This is a genomic window from Escherichia sp. MOD1-EC6475, from assembly GCF_003046645.1.
Lineage (GTDB): Bacteria > Pseudomonadota > Gammaproteobacteria > Enterobacterales > Enterobacteriaceae > Escherichia > Escherichia ruysiae.
Genome location: NZ_PZKQ01000055.1, coordinates 18,407 through 35,030, shown reverse-complemented (window position 1 = coordinate 35,030; position 16,624 = coordinate 18,407). Strand labels below are relative to the sequence as shown.

Here is a 16,624-nt window from a genome sequence, read left to right as displayed (position 1 = left end):
AGTTGGAGTCATTACCCGCGATGTAGGCCTGATAAGCGAAGCGCATCAGGCAATTTTCTGTTTAACTTCCCTGTTAATCAGTTACTGCTGGCGTAGCTGGAGATCCAGAGGCGTTTTGCTGGGTTCACCGCCAATCTCGCGCGCCAGTTTTGGCACCAGATATCCTGACACCAGTGTCAGCAACTCACGCATAATCTGCCGTGCTTCATCATCACTCACCATAAAATGCGCTGCGCCCTGCACTTTATCGAGCACATGCAGGTAATAGGGCATCACGCCCGCATCGAACAACGCATTACTCAGGTTTGCCAGCGTTTGTGCGTTATCATTCACGCCACGTAACAGAACGCTCTGGTTCAGCAAAGTCACGCCCACGCGGCGCAACTTAGCCATTGCCTGACGGAATGTTTCATCTACCTCATTGGCATGGTTGATGTGATTCACCAGCAAGATTTGCAGCGTAGAACGGGCAAAGCGTTCAACCAGCGCCTCTGTGATGCGCGCCGGGATCACAATTGGCAGACGGCTGTGGATGCGCAGACGTTTGATATGCGGGATTGCTTCCAGTTGCGTCAGCAGCCAGTCCAGCTCGTGATCTTTCGCCATCAACGGATCGCCGCCGGAGAAAATCATCTCGTCCAGTTCCGGATGCGCCGCAACATACTCAAGCGCCGCCTGCCAGTTACGCTTGTTGCCCTGATTTTCGGCATACGGGAAGTGGCGACGGAAACAGTAGCGACAATTTACCGCGCAGCCGCCTTTAACCAACAGTAGCGCCCGGTTGTGGTATTTATGCAACAAACCAGGCACTACGCTGTGCTGTTCTTCCAGCGGGTCGGTGGAGAATCCGGGCGCGACGACAAACTCATCTTGCGAGGTAAGTACCTGACGCAAAAGTGGATCGTCAGGATTGCCTTTCTCCATGCGATCGATAAATGAGCGGGGTACGCGCAGGGCAAACAGCTTTTTGGCGCTGCGTCCGGCCAACAGTTTTTCGTCCGCGTCTATATTCAAAAGACGCAGAAGTTCATCAGGATCGGTCACAACATCGGTAAGTTGCGTTAACCAATCTTCTCTGGATGGGGTATTTAGGGTTACAATATGCGCCATTTTGTGGCTTAGCTACCAATTAACAAATTTCAGAGGGCCTTATGGCAACGTACTATAGCAACGATTTTCGTGCTGGTCTTAAAATCATGTTAGACGGCGAACCTTACGCGGTTGAAGCGAGTGAATTCGTAAAACCGGGTAAAGGCCAGGCATTTGCTCGCGTTAAACTGCGTCGTCTGCTGACTGGTACTCGCGTAGAAAAAACTTTCAAATCTACTGATTCCGCTGAAGGCGCTGATGTTGTCGATATGAACCTGACTTACCTGTACAACGACGGTGAGTTCTGGCACTTCATGAACAACGAAACCTTCGAGCAGCTGTCTGCTGATGCGAAAGCAATTGGCGACAATGCTAAATGGCTGCTGGATCAGGCAGAGTGCATTGTAACTCTGTGGAATGGTCAGCCGATCTCCGTTACTCCGCCGAACTTCGTTGAACTGGAAATCGTTGATACCGATCCGGGTCTGAAAGGCGATACCGCAGGTACTGGCGGCAAACCGGCTACCCTGTCTACTGGCGCTGTGGTTAAAGTTCCGCTGTTCGTACAAATCGGCGAAGTCATCAAAGTGGATACCCGCTCTGGTGAATACGTCTCTCGCGTGAAGTAATGCGGTTGTGGTGCGGCCTGCTGGCTGCACCATCACTTATTCAGGTCAGAGATGATGAAACGCCTTATCGTTCTTGTTTTGCTTGCCAGCACGCTGCTTACGGGCTGTAACACCGCTCGGGGTTTCGGCGAAGACATCAAACATCTTGGTAATTCCATCTCCCGCGCTGCCAGCTAATTTATTCTTCACTTCCTAAAAATCATCAGATTTCCGTCATTTTTGGTGATGTTGTCTATTATTAATTTGCTATAGGCAAACACAAATAACATTACCTAAAAGGAAGACGTTATGGTTAAGAAGACAATTGCAGCGATCTTTTCTGTTCTGGTGCTTTCAACAGTATTAACCGCCTGCAACACCACGCGTGGCGTTGGTGAAGACATCTCTGATGGCGGTAACGCGATTTCTGGCGCAGCGACGAAAGCGCAGCAATAAGCAATAACGGTACGGCAGATTTGTCGTGCCGTTTGAGACTTATGGTAAACGCAAAACTGCCTGATGCACTTCGCTTATCAGGCCTACATTTCCCATGCAATGTATTGAACTTGCACGATTTTGTCGGGCGGATAAGGCGTTTACGCCGCATCCGGCATAAACAACGCGCATTTTGTCAACAATGTGTAACGGTGCGACAGCTGTGTCGTGCCGTTTGTTTTTTCTGCGACAGTCACTAAGGTAATAGTTGAAATTCCCCTGCCACCTGGCAAAATACCCGTTCAACCATCAGCTTTGCAGGACGACCTGCAAACGCGTCTTTTCACCGGGGACGGCCCCAAATTTCTGGAGCCTGATATGTCCTGGATTATCTTAGTTATTGCTGGTCTGCTGGAAGTGGTATGGGCCGTTGGCCTGAAATATACCCACGGCTTTAGTCGTTTGACGCCGAGTGTTATTACTGTGACGGCGATGATTGTCAGTATGGCGCTACTTGCCTGGGCGATGAAATCGTTACCTGTAGGGACGGCTTATGCGGTCTGGACGGGAATTGGCGCAGTCGGTGCGGCGATTACCGGCATTGTACTGCTCGGTGAGTCCGCTAACCCGATGCGCCTGGCGAGTCTGGCGTTAATCGTACTGGGGATTATTGGTTTGAAACTTAGCACCCATTAACTGCCGGGTTGCTGTACCCAAATAAACTTACTGACATCAAACCCTTCCCGGGTCGCGACTGCCAGCATCTCCTGTTTAACTTCGTCAGAAATGGTTGGGGTGCGGGAGAGTATCCACAGGTAATCGCGATCCGGGCCGCAAACCAGCGCATGGCGGTATTCCCGATCAAGTGCAATGACGTTATAACCGCCATAGAAAGGACCAAAGAATGACACTTTCAGCGCAGCGCGAGTTGGTGCGCCGGTAAAGTACGCTTTCCCTTCACTCTGCTGCCACATTTCTCTGTCAGGGTTATAGCCTTTATTAATGACATTCAGGCCGCCGTCATCCCGCAGGCTATACGTCGCGGTCACTTTCTCCAGTCCACGTTCAAAACGGTGATCAAAACGGGCAATCTCATACCACGTACCCAGATAGCGTTTGGTATCAAAATTATTTACCACAGTAACGCCACGCGGCGGTGTAGGTGAACTACAGGCAACGACCAGAAATGCCGCTGTCGCTGCGGCAACGAGAGGGAGCAGGCGCATAGATGTTTCCTTACTGGTTTTTTTCTAAGTGTAGATGACAGCAAGGAAAAGCGGATAAAAGGTCCGAAAATTCGGACCATCTGCGTTGTTATTGCAAAGCGTTGAGAATTTGCCAGGCGGCAGCGACTCTCGCTGGATTGGGATAGTTTTTGTTAGCCAGCATCACGATACCCAGCTCTTTTTCTGGAATAAACGCGACATAGCTACCAAATCCGCCGGTCGCCCCCGTTTTATGCACCCATGATGCGCGTACTGCAGGAATTGGGGGCGTAATCGCTTTTACGGGGCGTGCTGCCAGTGCAATTTTATTGTCACTGCCGTTAATGATGATGTCAGGATTTACCGGCCAGTCCAGCATTTCCCAGCCCAGACCTTGATACATGTCGCCAGTTTGCCAGTAGCGCGACTGCGCCAGCTGGATACCTTGCTGAAGCGTTTTGTCGTTGATATCACGGGGATTCATATTGCTCTGCGCCCAGCGAGCCATATCTTCAATGGTTGATTTCACACCGTACGCTTCAGCATCTAACGCCCCTGGCGAAACATGCACGGCCTTACCTTCGCGATACCCCCAGGCGTAATTCTTTTCTTCTGCGGGCGGCACATTAATCCACGTATGGGTGAGTTTGAGTGGCTGGAAGACACGAGCTTGCATCGCCTGTTCAAAGCTCAAACCAGATGGCTTCACAGCCAGCGCGCCGAACAAACCGATACTGGAGTTGGCATACAGACGCTGTGTTCCTGGTGCCCAGGTGGGCAGCCAGTTTTGATAGAAACGTAGCAAGTCGCCTGAGGACTTCACTTCATCGGGCACCTGTAACGGCAGGCCGCCAGCGGTGTAGGTTGCAAGATGTAATAGCGTGATCCCGTTCCACTGTTTAGCAGTAAGTTCAGGCCAGTATTTTGTCGCGGGATCGCTTAGGTTGATTTCCCCTCGTGCAATAGCGTCGCCACCGAGCACACCCGTAAATGTTTTGCTGACAGAACCTAACTCAAACAACGTTTGCTGTGTGACGGGCTGCTTTTTTGCTACGTCCGCATAGCCCCAGGTAAAGTAATAGGGCTTGCCCTGATAAATCACCGCAACCGCCATACCAGGGATTTTTTGTTGCTCTATAAGCGGATTAATTGCGCGATGCACAATATCGTTGATTTGTTGAGGGGCAGCAAATGTGGAGCAAGAGGCGGTAATTAATAAGGCGCAGAGCGTCGTTTTGAACATAGGTCTGGTTTCCATACAAAACGGCCCGCCATAGGCGGGCCGGATTTACATTGGCGATACGTTAGATTGTAACGATACCAATCAGCGTGACAACTGTCAGGATAGCAGCCAGGCCGTAGAAAACCCATTTGCCCGCAGGCACGTGGATTTTCAGATCGTGCATCGCGTGGTGCATACGGTGTAAACCACACCACAGCGGCAGGACGATCATCAGGAACAGGAATACGCGACCAATGAAGCTCTGTGCGAACGCCAGAACGCGCTCATAGCTCAGTGCATCACCCGGAAACAGCCCCAGTGGTAGCAGAATGCCAACCAGCAGGATCATCACCGGCGCAATGATTGCGCTCCACATACCACCGGCCCCGAAGAGGCCCCAGAATACCGGTTCGTCAGAACGCTTTGGATTTGGATTAATCATCTCAGGCTCCTTACCAGTACAGGGCAACAAACAGGATTACGATGGTGGCAACCACAGTTACCGCCCAGAGACTTTTGATAATTGGCTCTGGTCCCATTTTTTCGTCTTTTACAATGATATTGGCCGCTTTCGGTGCCAGCTCAAACCAGGTTTTGGTGTGCAGCAGGGCTGCCGCCAGAGTGATCAGGTTAATAATCACGATAACCGGGTTTTGTAAAAAGTCGACGAATCCCGCCCAGGATTCCGGGCCATTTTTCAGGGCAAACAGCCCGAAAATCAGTTCAATGCTGAACCACACAGCCGGAACCGCCGTGCCTTCGCGCAGCATGTAAAAGCGATAAAACGGCAATTTTTTCCACCAGGTGGACGTCATTGGCCGTACATACGGTTTACGTTTAGTCGTCATGTTGCACTCCTTAGCGTGGTTTCAGGGTCGCGATAAGAAAGTCTTTCGAACTTTCTACTTTGCCCTGCTGAATGGCCGCAGCCGGATCGACGTGTTTCGGGCAGACTTCGGAGCAGTAGCCCACGAAAGTACAGCTCCATACGCCGTTCTGACTGTTTAACTGCGCCATACGCTCCTTTTTACCGTGGTCGCGGCTATCTTCGTTATAACGATGCGCCAGCGTAATGGCAGCCGGACCGATGAACTCTGGGTTCAGGCCAAACTGCGGGCACGCGGCGTAGCACAGACCACAGTTGATGCAACCGGAGAACTGGTGATACTTCGCCATCTGCGCCGGGGTCTGAATGTTAGTACCCTGATCCGCAGTGCGGGAGTTGCCGATGATGTACGGTTTGATCGCTTCCAGACTTTCGATGAAGTGGGTCATATCGACGACCAGATCGCGTTCGATCGGGAAGTTAGCTAACGCTTCAACCTTCATACCGTCGGTGTAGTCGCGCAGGAAGGTTTTACATGCCAGTTTCGGTACGTTGTTAACCATCATGCCGCAGGAACCACAAATCGCCATACGGCAGGACCAGCGGTAGCTCAGGTCTGGTGCCAGGTTGTCTTTGATATAGCCCAGCGCATCCAGTAATGAGGTGGTTGCGTCATAAGGCACTTCATAGAATGCGCTATGCGGTGCGGTATCGACTTCCGGGTTATAGCGCACCACCTCGATTTTCAGGTTCTTCATCTCAGCCATTCGCCTTCTCCTTCTTATTGGCTGCTTCCGCCTTATCGGCTGCATCCGCTTCGCCACCGTAAACGCGTTTAGCTGGCGGCAGCGTAGTAATCTTCACGTCGCTGTACTCCAGGCGAGTAGTGCCATCAGCATCGCGGAAGGCGAGGGTGTGTTTGAGGAAGTTGATGTCGTCACGCTCGGTGCAACCTTCGTCCAGACGCTGGTGCGCGCCGCGAGATTCTTTACGTGCCATCGCGGAGTGTGCCATACATTCAGCAACGTTCAGCCCATGACCCAGCTCAATGGTGTAGAGCAGGTCGGTGTTGAACACGCTGGAAGTGTCGGTGATGCGCACGCGCTTGAAGCGTTCCTGCAGCTCAGCCAGTTTGTCGATGGTTTTCTGCATCAGTTCCGGTGTACGGTAGATACCGCAACCTTCTTCCATGGACTGGCCCATTTCGTCGCGGATCTTCGCCCAGTTTTCGCCGCCATCCTGGTTAACCAGATCTTTCAGGCGCTGCTCAACGCCAGCAACCTGGGCATTGATTGCCGCATCGTTGCCATTACCAGCAGTAGATGCGCGTTCCATTGCTTGCTCACCCGCCAGACGACCGAAGACCACCAGTTCCGCCAGCGAGTTGGAACCCAGACGGTTTGCACCGTGCAGACCAACAGAGGAACATTCGCCAACGGCAAACAGACCTTTAATACGGGTTTCGCAGTTTTGATCGGTTTCGATACCGCCCATGGTGTAGTGCGCGGTCGGACGTACCGGAATCGGTTCTTTAACCGGATCGACGCCAACGTACGCTTTCGCCAGTTCGCAGATGAACGGCAGACGTTCATGCAGTTTTTTCTCGCCGAGGTGACGCAGGTCGAGATAAACCACATCACCACGCGGTGTGGAGATGGTGTTGCCTTTACGCCATTCGTGCCAGAAGGCCTGAGAAACTTTGTCGCGTGGACCCAGTTCCATATATTTGTTTTTCGGCTCGCCCAGCGGAGTTTCCGGGCCCATGCCGTAATCTTGCAGATAACGGTAGCCATTTTTGTTAACCAGAATACCGCCTTCACCACGGCAGCCTTCGGTCATCAGGATACCGGAACCTGGCAGACCGGTTGGGTGATACTGAACAAATTCCATATCACGCAGCGGAACGCCATGGCTCAGTGCCATACCCATACCGTCACCAGTTACGATGCCACCATTGGTGTTGTAGCGATATACGCGACCCGCACCGCCGGTTGCCATAACTACTGCATTAGCGCGGATCTGCACCAACGTACCTTCCATCATGTTCATGGCTACAAGGCCGCGAACATGACCATCATCGACCAGAATATCCAGCACGAAGTGTTCGTCAAAACGCTGGATCTGCGGGAATTGCAGAGAAGTCTGGAACAGCGTGTGCAGCATATGGAAGCCGGTCTTATCGGCGGCGAACCAGGTACGCTCGATTTTCATGCCGCCGAAGCGACGGACGTTGACGCTACCATCCGGGCGACGGCTCCATGGGCATCCCCACAGTTCCAGTTGGGTCATTTCGGTTGGGCAGTGGTGGACGAAATAATCCACAACATCCTGCTCACATAACCAGTCGCCACCCGCTACTGTATCGTGAAAGTGATATTCGAAGCTGTCATGATCCTGCGCGACAGCGGCTGAGCCCCCTTCAGCGGCAACGGTATGGCTGCGCATCGGGTATACTTTTGAGATTAGTGCGATTTTTGCATTTGGATTTGCCTGCGCGGCAGCAATTGCAGCACGTAATCCCGCGCCACCGGCACCTACAATGGCAAGATCGGCTTGAAAGGTTTGCACGACATTCCTCCAGATTGTTTTTATCCCGCAGCACCGTACTTCAGGGTAAGTATCTGAAAGTTACGGTCTGCGAACGCTATTCCACTGCTCCTTTATAGGTACAACAGTATAGTCTGATGGATAAGTCTGAAATTTGACGAGATCGATTTTTTTAGCGTGCCAGGGGGCTAAATTATCACTGAAGATGATTAATTTAATTACTAAAGCATCATGTTGTGGTTTTTTTAGTCACTGCCCACCGTTGATTGATTCCTGCGTAAAATTTGTCTCGCCGTCGCGTTGCGAGTAGACTTCGTGCCCTTGTTAAAAACTGGAGATTTTACTATGAGCGAAACGGCATCCTGGCAGCCGAGCGCATCCATTCCTAACTTATTAAAGCGCGCGGCGATTATGGCGGAGATCCGTCGTTTCTTTGCCGATCGTGGAGTGCTGGAGGTGGAGACGCCTTGTATGAGCCAGGCGACGGTAACCGATATTCATCTGGTCCCGTTTGAGACACGTTTCGTTGGCCCCGGGCATTCGCAGGGGATGAATCTCTGGTTAATGACCAGCCCGGAATACCATATGAAACGCCTGTTGGTTGCCGGTTGTGGTCCGGTATTCCAGCTGTGCCGCAGCTTTCGTAATGAAGAGATGGGTCGTTATCACAACCCTGAGTTCACGATGCTGGAGTGGTATCGACCGCACTATGATATGTACCGGTTGATGAACGAGGTGGACGATCTTCTGCAACAGGTGCTGGACTGCCCGGCAGCAGAAAGCCTTTCTTATCAGCAAGCCTTCTTGCGTTATCTGGAAATTGATCCGCTCTCTGCTGATAAAACGCAGTTGCGGGAAGTGGCGGCAAAGCTGGATCTCAGCAACGTTGCAGATACCGAAGAAGACCGCGACACGCTGCTGCAACTGTTGTTTACCTTTGGTGTGGAACCGAACATTGGTAAAGAGAAACCAACTTTTGTGTACCATTTTCCAGCCACTCAGGCATCACTGGCACAAATCAGTACCGAGGATCATCGGGTCGCAGAACGCTTCGAGGTCTACTACAAAGGTATTGAGCTGGCGAATGGTTTCCATGAATTGACGGATGCCCGTGAACAGCAACAACGCTTTGAACAGGATAACCGTAAACGTGCGGCACGTGGTTTACCGCAGCATCCTATCGACCATAACCTGATCGAAGCTCTTGAAGTTGGTATGCCCGACTGTTCCGGCGTGGCGTTAGGTGTTGACCGCCTGGTGATGTTAGCACTGGGCGCGGAGACACTGGCAGAAGTGATCGCCTTTAGTGTCGACCGGGCATAATTCTGAAAAATTAGCCATAAATCAACATAGAATGGCGTAGTCAGCGCCATTCTGTAGCATATGTTTTCATTTTTCCGCTAAAGCGCACAATTTAAGACTGGATGTTTGCTATCATCCGGGTATCAATTCTGTTTTAGTTTTATTGTTGCCCACCAATCGGTGGGTAGTGCAGTTAGTTGGCGCGTTTAATATGCGCGCTGAAATGAAGGATGATTTCATGCCTCACACGATAAAAAAGATGAGTCTAATTGGACTCATACTGATGATCTTTACTTCAGTATTCGGTTTTGCGAATAGCCCTTCGGCTTATTATTTAATGGGATATAGTGCGATTCCGTGGTATATATTTTCTGCATTATTATTCTTTATTCCATTCGCCTTAATGATGGCTGAAATGGGGGCTGCCTATCGCAAAGAAGAAGGCGGTATCTATTCCTGGATGAATAATAGCGTTGGACCACGTTTTGCTTTCATCGGCACATTTATGTGGTTTTCCTCTTATATCATTTGGATGGTGAGTACCTCCGCTAAAGTCTGGGTGCCGTTTTCTACTTTCCTCTATGGTAGCGATATGACCCAGCACTGGCGCATTGCTGGGCTTGAGCCTACGCAGGTGGTTGGGCTGCTGGCTGTAGCATGGATGATTCTGGTTACCGTCGTTGCCTCGAAAGGGATTAATAAAATTGCCCGTATTACTGCGGTGGGTGGTATTGCAGTAATGTGTCTTAATTTAGTATTGCTGTTAGTAAGCATTACTATTTTGTTATTAAATGGTGGGCATTTCGCGCAAGATATTAATTTCCTGGCATCACCGAATCCGGGATATCAGTCCGGACTGGCGATGTTATCTTTTGTCGTATTTGCCATTTTTGCTTATGGCGGAATTGAGGCTGTAGGTGGACTGGTAGATAAAACGGAAAACCCAGAAAAGAACTTTGCTAAAGGTATTGTTTTTGCCGCTATTGTTATTTCAATCGGTTATTCGTTGGCAATATTCTTATGGGGCGTCAGCACTAACTGGCAGCAGGTATTAAGTAATGGTTCTGTTAACCTCGGCAATATTACCTATGTGCTGATGAAGAGCCTGGGGATGTCGCTGGGTAACGCGCTGCACTTATCACCTGAAGCGTCATTGTCGCTGGGCGTATGGTTTGCGCGTATTACCGGACTTTCCATGTTCCTCGCTTACACCGGTGCGTTCTTTACGCTCTGCTATTCACCACTGAAAGCAATCATCCAGGGAACGCCGAAAGCCTTGTGGCCGGAGCCGATGACGCGCCTGAACGCCATGGGGATGCCGTCCATTGCCATGTGGATGCAGTGTGGGTTGGTTACTGTCTTCATCCTGCTGGTTTCCTTTGGCGGCGGCACCGCATCGGCATTCTTTAACAAGCTGACGCTGATGGCGAACGTTTCCATGACCATTCCGTATCTGTTCCTCGCGCTGGCTTTCCCGTTCTTTAAAGCGCGTCAGGATCTCGACAGACCGTTTGTGATTTTCAAAACGCATATGTCGGCAATGATCGCGACTGTGGTTGTTGTACTGGTGGTGACTTTTGCGAACGTCTTCACCATCATCCAGCCAGTGGTTGAGGCCGGAGACTGGGACAGCACATTGTGGATGATTGGCGGCCCTGTCTTCTTCTCTCTGTTAGCGATGGCGATTTACCAGAACTATTGCAGCCGCATGGCGAGTCAGCCTGAGTTAACTTTAGATTGATTGTCTGCAATAACAACTCATCGCCAGTCCGGCGATGAGTTGTCAGGAAGAAATGCGTTATGGATGATACTCTCCGGAGCCGGAGATAACTGAAGATGATGCTAAGCTGCTAAATTAGCCACGTTGGCGTCATTTGGCAGCTTCACACATTACAAACTTCCCGCCTGGCGACGTCTACCCGCAGAAGTTAATGTTCTTCCCGTTTGTTTACCGTTCAGGCTTTCCAGACGCATCTGGAAGGGCGGGAATGGCATATCAATACCGTGGGCGTGGAAGCCTGCCAGAATCAACTGGTGGATCTCATGGCGCAGCGGCATCCGGTGTCCCATTTCAGCGGCGTAAATACGCAATTCGAAAATCTGAACCCCCTGTTGCAGATCCACCAGGAAGGCTTCCGGCGCCGGATTGTCGATTACCAGCGAACAGCGGCGTGCTGCGGTTAGCAGGATCTCCGTCACTTCTTCACTGTTGGCATCGGCAGGAGCCGGAATCGTCAACACCACGCGTGTGACTGAGTCAGAGAGCGACCAGTTGATAAACTGCTCAGTAATAAACGCCTTGTTTGGCACAATAATCTCTTTACGGTCCCAGTCGCTGATGGTGGTGGCACGGGTGTTAATTTTCGTCACGCTACCGGTGAGATCGCGAATTGTCACCGTATCGCCAATGCGAATCGGTTTTTCGAACAGGATAATCAGGCCAGAGATAAAGTTGGCGAAAATCTCCTGCAAACCAAAGCCGAGACCAACACCGAGCGCAGCGACCAGCCACTGCAATTTCGACCACTCAATACCAATCATCGAGAAGCCGACCAGCCCGCCAATCAGCATCAGCAGATATTTGGTGATGGTGGTGATGGCGTAGCCCGTACCCGGCGTTAAATCGAGGTGCTGCAAAATCGCCAGCTCCAGCAGCGCGGGCAGGTTGCGCACCAGCTGCGTGGTGATAATAAACACCAGAATGGCAATCAGCACCGCACCGAGGGTAATCGGTTCCAGACTTTCCACGCCCTGCACTGTGGATGTGACATCCCATAGCGAAATATTTTCGAGGAAGCCAAAAGCGGAATGGATTTCCGACCACAGCACAATGACCGAAAGCAGGGCGATCAGCATCAGGATTGAACGCACCAGCCGTAAGGATTGTGCGCTGATAGCATCGAGATCGACTTCGCTTTCATCGACTTCAATTGCCCCTTCCGGGCTACTGTGATGATGCGCTTCTTCTTCGCCACGCGCACGTTGCGCTAACATCTCTGCCCGGCGATGCTTCGCCCGGTCAAACGCCAGCCTGCGTCGCTGGATCAGCATCCAGCGGCGGATAACATGATAAACCACCAGCAACAGGAACCAGATGGCGACCGATGTTTCCAGCCTTGCCAGCAGAGCTTGCGCCGTTGCCAGATAACCCACCGCTGCGGCGAGAATAGCGACCAGCGGTGCGCCAATCATCATGTTCCACAACATATGGTTAGCAATGTTGTCACCGCTACCTTCTTTGTTGAGATACAGCGGGATACCGGCTTTTTTCAGGCTGAGTGTGACTACCGCCAGTGCACCGCAAATGAGGATAAAGCAAAGACGTCCCAGCGAACCGGAAAACTCGCGGTCGTCGAGATTATCGAACATCATCAGCGCCATAATCAGCGGCACAATAAGCCCGATGCTCATCAGATAGTAGCGCATCCCACGGGAAACCCGTTCGCGCGGCCAGCCAAAATGAGCGATAAACAAGCCGTTCGGGCGGGCAAAGGTGGCACAAATCATCACTACCCACAGCAGCGGCACGGTGGCCGTTACGCCATCGCCAATCGCTACCGCCAGCGGATAAGGCCACGCCTCGCGCAAGCCGTAACCCAGCGTCATCCACAGCACTGGCAGCGGTGATGCGACGAGAATCGACCAGAAAAGGGTGCGCAACGTCAGCCAGAAGTGATCCTGGGTGACTTTGCCGACTTTCGCTGCCGAACGTTCAAGAAAACGGGTGAAATAGCGGCGCGAGTAAATACTGCAACCGACCAGAATCAACGCGCCAAACAGCGGCAAAATCGTCTCTTTGCTGGTCAGCATCATCATGGTGGCTTTACCTAACTGGCTGAAGGTGTCCAGCGAGATCAGACGGCGCAGATCCTGAGCGATCTCCAGCGGCCAGGCGATGGTCATCGGGCGCACGTCAGAGGTCCAGAACAGATAGCGGTGCGTCGCTTCATTGACCTCTTTCAGCGCATCTTCCAGTTGTCCGTTGGAGACTTTCAGCTTGGTCAGTTCAAGCAGTAGCGTGTCGCCACCCTGGAGTAAGGAGTTCAGTAACTCACGCTGAGTACGCAATTGTGCTTCAAGAATACGGTTTTGTTCGGCGGTAAGTGGTTGACCGTCGGCCTGATGGATTTGCCGTAGCAGCGGCTGTTTATTGAGGAGATCCTCATAACGTAACCGTTGCACGCGCAACTGCGCCATTTCAGTATCTAGTTGCTGCGGTTTGGGCATTTCTGGCAGCCGTGCCACCTGCGCCCGCAGTGCTTCGCCGAGCAGGTTTGACGAACCCAGCCATTGTGATTGTTCACGTAGCGTATTCAGCGCCTGCCGAACCTGCAACGTCTGGCTGGTAGCCTGACGTTGCTGTGAAGCGACGAGATCCATCCGCTGCGCCTGCTGATTCAACGCCGCCGACAGTTCGCGGTTAATTTTGAATTGAGCGACGATATCTTTCGGCAAATCGGCACTGCTTTCTGCCAGTAATTCAGTGCTTTCGAGTGCCCGTTCAGCCTCAAGCTGGCGTTGGCTATTCAACTGGTTACGCAATGCCTGCAAATACGCATCCAGTTGTTGACTCTCTTTTTCTGCCAGTGCCGAACGCAGACGCGCCAGTTCCTGACGGTTATTGGCGGAAAGTTGTGCCAGTTCGAGCTCATCGACCAATGATTTCAAACGCGCGGAGTCGGCCTGCAACGCGAAATTTTGCGCCTGATTAAGTGGACTATTTCCCGTAAGTGTCCCGAGACGACGCTCGATTTCATTCAACTGGCGGCGGGCGTCGGTTTGCTGTTGCGGCAGTTGATTCAGCGAATCCGCAATCTCGCGGGCGCGCTCCTGTTCTTGCTGAGCCTGACGGCTTTTATCCAGCAATTGACTGCTGACCTGGAGAATTTCCTGATTCAGCGCGTCGGTAGACATCCCCGGCGACACGCTGCGCGGCTCATCACGCATGTTGTTCAACTGCGCGCGCAGAGTAGCGGAGAGTTTGGGGTAATTATCGATAACTTGCTGATATTGCTTGATGCGCTCAAGGGAGCCTTTTTGCTCCTCAAGCGCATTTAAGGCAGACTGGAGCGCCTCTACGACTTCTGGCTGCGCGGGTTTCGCCGCTTTTGCCTGCTCCAGTTCCTGGGTGATTTGTTTGCTATCGGGGGCCGTCGCGGCGTACGCCCCCCAACTGAGGCACCAGGCCATCAGAAAAGTGATAATCAGGCGCACGTCAGCGTTTCCTTTGATGGATTAGACCTGGTCTTTGTTGTCGTCAACCAATGGGCTGGCGTCGTGTTCTGCCTGGATCTCTTCAGCAGGAAGCGGGGCAGGTTCAGCTTCTGGGGTAACAAAGGGGTCGGTAGATACTGCCAGTGGCTGACCAATCTTAGTGACAGAAAGGCTTGCCAGTTGCTCAACCAGATTCACTTTACCCGGTGCAAACAGGTTGATAACGGTAGAGCCGAGTTTAAAGCGACCCATTTCCTGGCCTTTCAGCAGTGCCACGGAGCCGTCGTTTTCCCCTGCAGGCCAGGTCCAGCGTTTGATGATGCCTTCGCGCGGCGGCGTAATGGTGCCCGCCCAGACCGTCTCAATGCTGCCAACAATCGTCGCACCGACCAGAATCTGCGCCATCGGGCCAAATTCGGTATCGAACAGGCAGATTACGCGTTCGTTGCGGGCAAACAGATTCGGCACGTTCTGAGCGGTGAGATGGTTAACGGAGAAGAGATCGCCCGGCACGTAGATCATCTCCCGCAGAATGCCGTTGCACGGCATATGTACGCGGTGGTAGTCACGCGGGGAGAGGTAAGTGGTCACAAACGTACCATTGCGGAAAAGATCCGCCATCAGGTAGTTACCCGCCAGCAGGGCTTCGAGGCTGTAGTTGTGGCCTTTGGCTTGCAGGATTTTATCTTCTTCGATTTTACCTAACTGGCTAATAACGCCATCGGCAGGCATGACCAGGACATTTGGATCGGTATCGATTGGGCGTACTTCGTCACGCAACGGACGGACAAAAAATTCGTTAAAGGTGCGGTAACTGGCGGTGTCCGGCTTTTGTGCCTCTTGCATGTCGACCTTGTAGTATTTAACGAACAGATCGATAACCAGTTTTGTCAGCCATCCTGCCCGCTTGCTTGCGCCCCAACCCGCCAGGCGAGTAAGCCATAGTTTTGGCAGAATGTACTGTAGCGAAAGTTTAAATGAATTTAACAAGGTAGCCTCCAGGCCATTGTTTTGTCGTTCCTGATCCGGCGTTCATGCCGGATCCTGAAAAAAAGGGGACGATTCTAACGACGGTTAGCTTAATTGTCAGTCATCCGTATCAGAAAAGTTTTTACGCGTTTTTACCTGCGCCATGCTTTCCAGAATACGGTGATAGTTTTCGAAACGAGTTTCCGCGATTTTCCCCTCATCAACCGCTTCACGGATTGCGCAGCCCGGATCGGTATCGTGTTTGCAATCGCGATATTTACACAGGCCTAAGTAATCATGAAATTCGACAAAGCCTTGAGTGATTTGTTCCGGTGCCAGATGCCAGAGGCCAAATTCACGTACGCCAGGGGAATCAATGACATCGCCGCCGTGCGGAAAGTGATACAGCCGGGCAGCAGTGGTGGTGTGCTGACCGAGACCGGAGTTGTCCGAGACATCGTTGGTCAGGATCTCTTTTTGCAGCCCCAGCAGCGCGTTAAGCAGACTGGATTTGCCGACGCCGGACTGTCCGGCAAAAATGCTGATGCGCCCGGTCAACGCCTCTTCCAGCGGTTTCAGCCCATCCTGAGTATGGCTGGAAACCATCAATACGCGATAACCGATGTTGCGATAAATATCCATCTGCTCGTTGACGAATGCCATGCCTTCGTCGTCCAGCAGGTCTATCTTGTTGAGCACGATAATCGGTTCAATCTGCAAGGTTTCGCAGGCCACCAGGTAACGGTCGATAATATTGAGCGACAGCTCCGGCAAAATAGCGGAGACAATGACAATCTGGTCGATGTTGGCGGCAATAGGTTTCACGCCGTCGTAGAAATCCGGGCGCGTCAACACCGAGGTGCGCTCATGCACCGCTTCCACGATCCCTTTGACATTTACGCCTTCTGCCGCTGGTTTACCCGGACGCCAGACCACGCGATCGCCGGTTACCAGCGAACGGATGGTACGGCGAATATTGCAGCGGTGAACTTCGCCGTCTGCGGATTCCACATCAGCGTGCATACCAAAACGGCTGATGACGATACCTTCATCAGGCTCGCCAAACAGATTGTCGTCGTAGTCGGGCTTCTCCTTAGACGTTTTAAGACGACGCTGGTGATTGGCGTTCACACGGCGCTGTTGGCCTTTGGAGAGTTTATTTTTACTCAATCGTACTGACTCCTGGTCGCCCCTGATGGGCAAAACA

General features: G+C 52.0%; 16 protein-coding genes. 6 read left to right on the top strand and 10 right to left on the bottom strand.

Features of this window, described 5'->3' with window-relative positions:
* Positions 1–81: 81 nt before the first annotated feature.
* Positions 82–1,110, bottom strand: a complete 1,029-nt coding sequence (gene epmB / locus A7589_RS18115) for an EF-P beta-lysylation protein EpmB (RefSeq protein WP_108188947.1) — start codon at positions 1,108–1,110, stop codon at positions 82–84.
* Positions 1,111–1,151: 41 nt separating this feature from the next.
* Between epmB and efp the strand changes: the two genes are divergently transcribed.
* The 4 genes from efp to sugE all read left to right on the top strand — a co-directional run bounded on the left by efp (position 1,152) and on the right by sugE (position 2,828).
* A complete protein-coding gene (efp, locus tag A7589_RS18110; protein ID WP_000257278.1) occupies positions 1,152–1,718 on the top strand; it encodes an elongation factor P in 567 nt (188 codons plus the stop codon).
* Positions 1,719–1,769: 51 nt separating this feature from the next.
* Entirely contained in the window at positions 1,770–1,895 is a 126-nt protein-coding gene (ecnA, locus tag A7589_RS18105) for a lipoprotein antitoxin entericidin A (RefSeq protein WP_000977757.1), read from the top strand.
* Positions 1,896–2,006: 111 nt separating this feature from the next.
* The gene (gene ecnB / locus A7589_RS18100; RefSeq protein ID WP_000239596.1) at positions 2,007–2,153 is read left to right on the top strand and encodes a lipoprotein toxin entericidin B; all 147 of its coding nucleotides are present in this window, start codon (positions 2,007–2,009) and stop codon (positions 2,151–2,153) included.
* A 357-nt stretch (positions 2,154–2,510) separates the two neighbouring features.
* Positions 2,511–2,828 (top strand): quaternary ammonium compound efflux SMR transporter SugE, encoded by a 318-nt coding sequence (sugE, locus tag A7589_RS18090; RefSeq protein ID WP_000118482.1) that lies wholly within the window; start codon positions 2,511–2,513, stop codon positions 2,826–2,828.
* Here sugE and blc read toward each other — a convergent pair.
* The 6 genes from blc to frdA form a co-directional block, all read right to left on the bottom strand.
* On the bottom strand, positions 2,825–3,358 hold the full coding sequence (gene blc, locus A7589_RS18085; RefSeq protein WP_001238382.1) for a lipocalin Blc: 534 nt from the start codon (positions 3,356–3,358) through the stop codon (positions 2,825–2,827). The genes sugE and blc overlap by 4 nt on opposite strands.
* 88 nt (positions 3,359–3,446) lie before the next feature.
* A complete protein-coding gene (locus A7589_RS18080) occupies positions 3,447–4,580 on the bottom strand; it encodes a BlaEC family class C beta-lactamase (protein ID WP_000477366.1) in 1,134 nt (377 codons plus the stop codon).
* A 61-nt stretch (positions 4,581–4,641) separates the two neighbouring features.
* On the bottom strand, positions 4,642–5,001 hold the full coding sequence (frdD, locus tag A7589_RS18075) for a fumarate reductase subunit FrdD (RefSeq protein ID WP_001299198.1): 360 nt from the start codon (positions 4,999–5,001) through the stop codon (positions 4,642–4,644).
* A gap of 10 nt (positions 5,002–5,011) precedes the next feature.
* Positions 5,012–5,407, bottom strand: coding sequence for a fumarate reductase subunit FrdC (gene frdC / locus A7589_RS18070; protein ID WP_000208763.1), 396 nt, complete (start codon positions 5,405–5,407; stop codon positions 5,012–5,014).
* 10 nt (positions 5,408–5,417) lie between these two features.
* Positions 5,418–6,152: a fumarate reductase iron-sulfur protein gene (gene frdB, locus A7589_RS18065; RefSeq protein ID WP_000829498.1), complete on the bottom strand. Its 735-nt coding sequence runs from the start codon at positions 6,150–6,152 to the stop codon at positions 5,418–5,420.
* Positions 6,145–7,953 carry a fumarate reductase (quinol) flavoprotein subunit gene (gene frdA / locus A7589_RS18060; protein ID WP_001192968.1) on the bottom strand — a complete coding sequence of 603 codons (1,809 nt, stop codon included), beginning with the start codon at positions 7,951–7,953 and terminating at the stop codon, positions 6,145–6,147. The genes frdB and frdA overlap by 8 nt, the downstream gene beginning before the upstream one ends.
* A 324-nt stretch (positions 7,954–8,277) precedes the next feature.
* Between frdA and epmA the strand changes: the two genes are divergently transcribed.
* Together epmA and yjeM are read left to right on the top strand one after the other, a co-directional pair.
* Positions 8,278–9,255: an elongation factor P--(R)-beta-lysine ligase gene (gene epmA, locus A7589_RS18055; RefSeq protein WP_000004775.1), complete on the top strand. Its 978-nt coding sequence runs from the start codon at positions 8,278–8,280 to the stop codon at positions 9,253–9,255.
* 217 nt (positions 9,256–9,472) lie between these two features.
* The gene (gene yjeM, locus A7589_RS18050) at positions 9,473–10,975 is read left to right on the top strand and encodes a glutamate/gamma-aminobutyrate family transporter YjeM (protein WP_010349887.1); all 1,503 of its coding nucleotides are present in this window, start codon (positions 9,473–9,475) and stop codon (positions 10,973–10,975) included.
* A 149-nt stretch (positions 10,976–11,124) separates the two neighbouring features.
* Here the strand turns inward: yjeM and mscM are convergent, their stop codons facing one another.
* The 3 genes from mscM to rsgA all read right to left on the bottom strand — a co-directional run bounded on the left by mscM (position 11,125) and on the right by rsgA (position 16,587).
* Positions 11,125–14,448: a miniconductance mechanosensitive channel MscM gene (mscM, locus tag A7589_RS18045; protein ID WP_001236820.1), complete on the bottom strand. Its 3,324-nt coding sequence runs from the start codon at positions 14,446–14,448 to the stop codon at positions 11,125–11,127.
* A 21-nt stretch (positions 14,449–14,469) separates the two neighbouring features.
* On the bottom strand, positions 14,470–15,438 hold the full coding sequence (gene asd / locus A7589_RS18040) for an archaetidylserine decarboxylase (RefSeq protein WP_000934944.1): 969 nt from the start codon (positions 15,436–15,438) through the stop codon (positions 14,470–14,472).
* A 96-nt stretch (positions 15,439–15,534) separates the two neighbouring features.
* Complete coding sequence (gene rsgA / locus A7589_RS18035; RefSeq protein WP_000041984.1) at positions 15,535–16,587, bottom strand: small ribosomal subunit biogenesis GTPase RsgA; 1,053 nt, start codon at positions 16,585–16,587, stop codon at positions 15,535–15,537.
* Positions 16,588–16,624 lie beyond the last annotated feature (37 nt).

Bases quoted from the DNA above. Each gene is read 5' to 3' on its own strand.
- yjeM (WP_010349887.1), top strand. From the start codon at position 9,473: ATGCCTCACACGATAAAAAAGATGAGTCTAATTGGACTCATACTGATG.
- sugE (WP_000118482.1), top strand. From the start codon at position 2,511: ATGTCCTGGATTATCTTAGTTATTGCTGGTCTGCTGGAAGTGGTATGG.
- epmA (WP_000004775.1), top strand. From the start codon at position 8,278: ATGAGCGAAACGGCATCCTGGCAGCCGAGCGCATCCATTCCTAACTTA.
- frdD (WP_001299198.1), bottom strand. From the start codon at position 5,001: ATGATTAATCCAAATCCAAAGCGTTCTGACGAACCGGTATTCTGGGGC.
- blc (WP_001238382.1), bottom strand. From the start codon at position 3,358: ATGCGCCTGCTCCCTCTCGTTGCCGCAGCGACAGCGGCATTTCTGGTC.
- ecnA (WP_000977757.1), top strand. From the start codon at position 1,770: ATGATGAAACGCCTTATCGTTCTTGTTTTGCTTGCCAGCACGCTGCTT.
- epmB (WP_108188947.1), bottom strand. From the start codon at position 1,110: ATGGCGCATATTGTAACCCTAAATACCCCATCCAGAGAAGATTGGTTA.
- A7589_RS18080 (WP_000477366.1), bottom strand. From the start codon at position 4,580: ATGTTCAAAACGACGCTCTGCGCCTTATTAATTACCGCCTCTTGCTCC.
- ecnB (WP_000239596.1), top strand. From the start codon at position 2,007: ATGGTTAAGAAGACAATTGCAGCGATCTTTTCTGTTCTGGTGCTTTCA.
- frdB (WP_000829498.1), bottom strand. From the start codon at position 6,152: ATGGCTGAGATGAAGAACCTGAAAATCGAGGTGGTGCGCTATAACCCG.
- frdC (WP_000208763.1), bottom strand. From the start codon at position 5,407: ATGACGACTAAACGTAAACCGTATGTACGGCCAATGACGTCCACCTGG.
- efp (WP_000257278.1), top strand. From the start codon at position 1,152: ATGGCAACGTACTATAGCAACGATTTTCGTGCTGGTCTTAAAATCATG.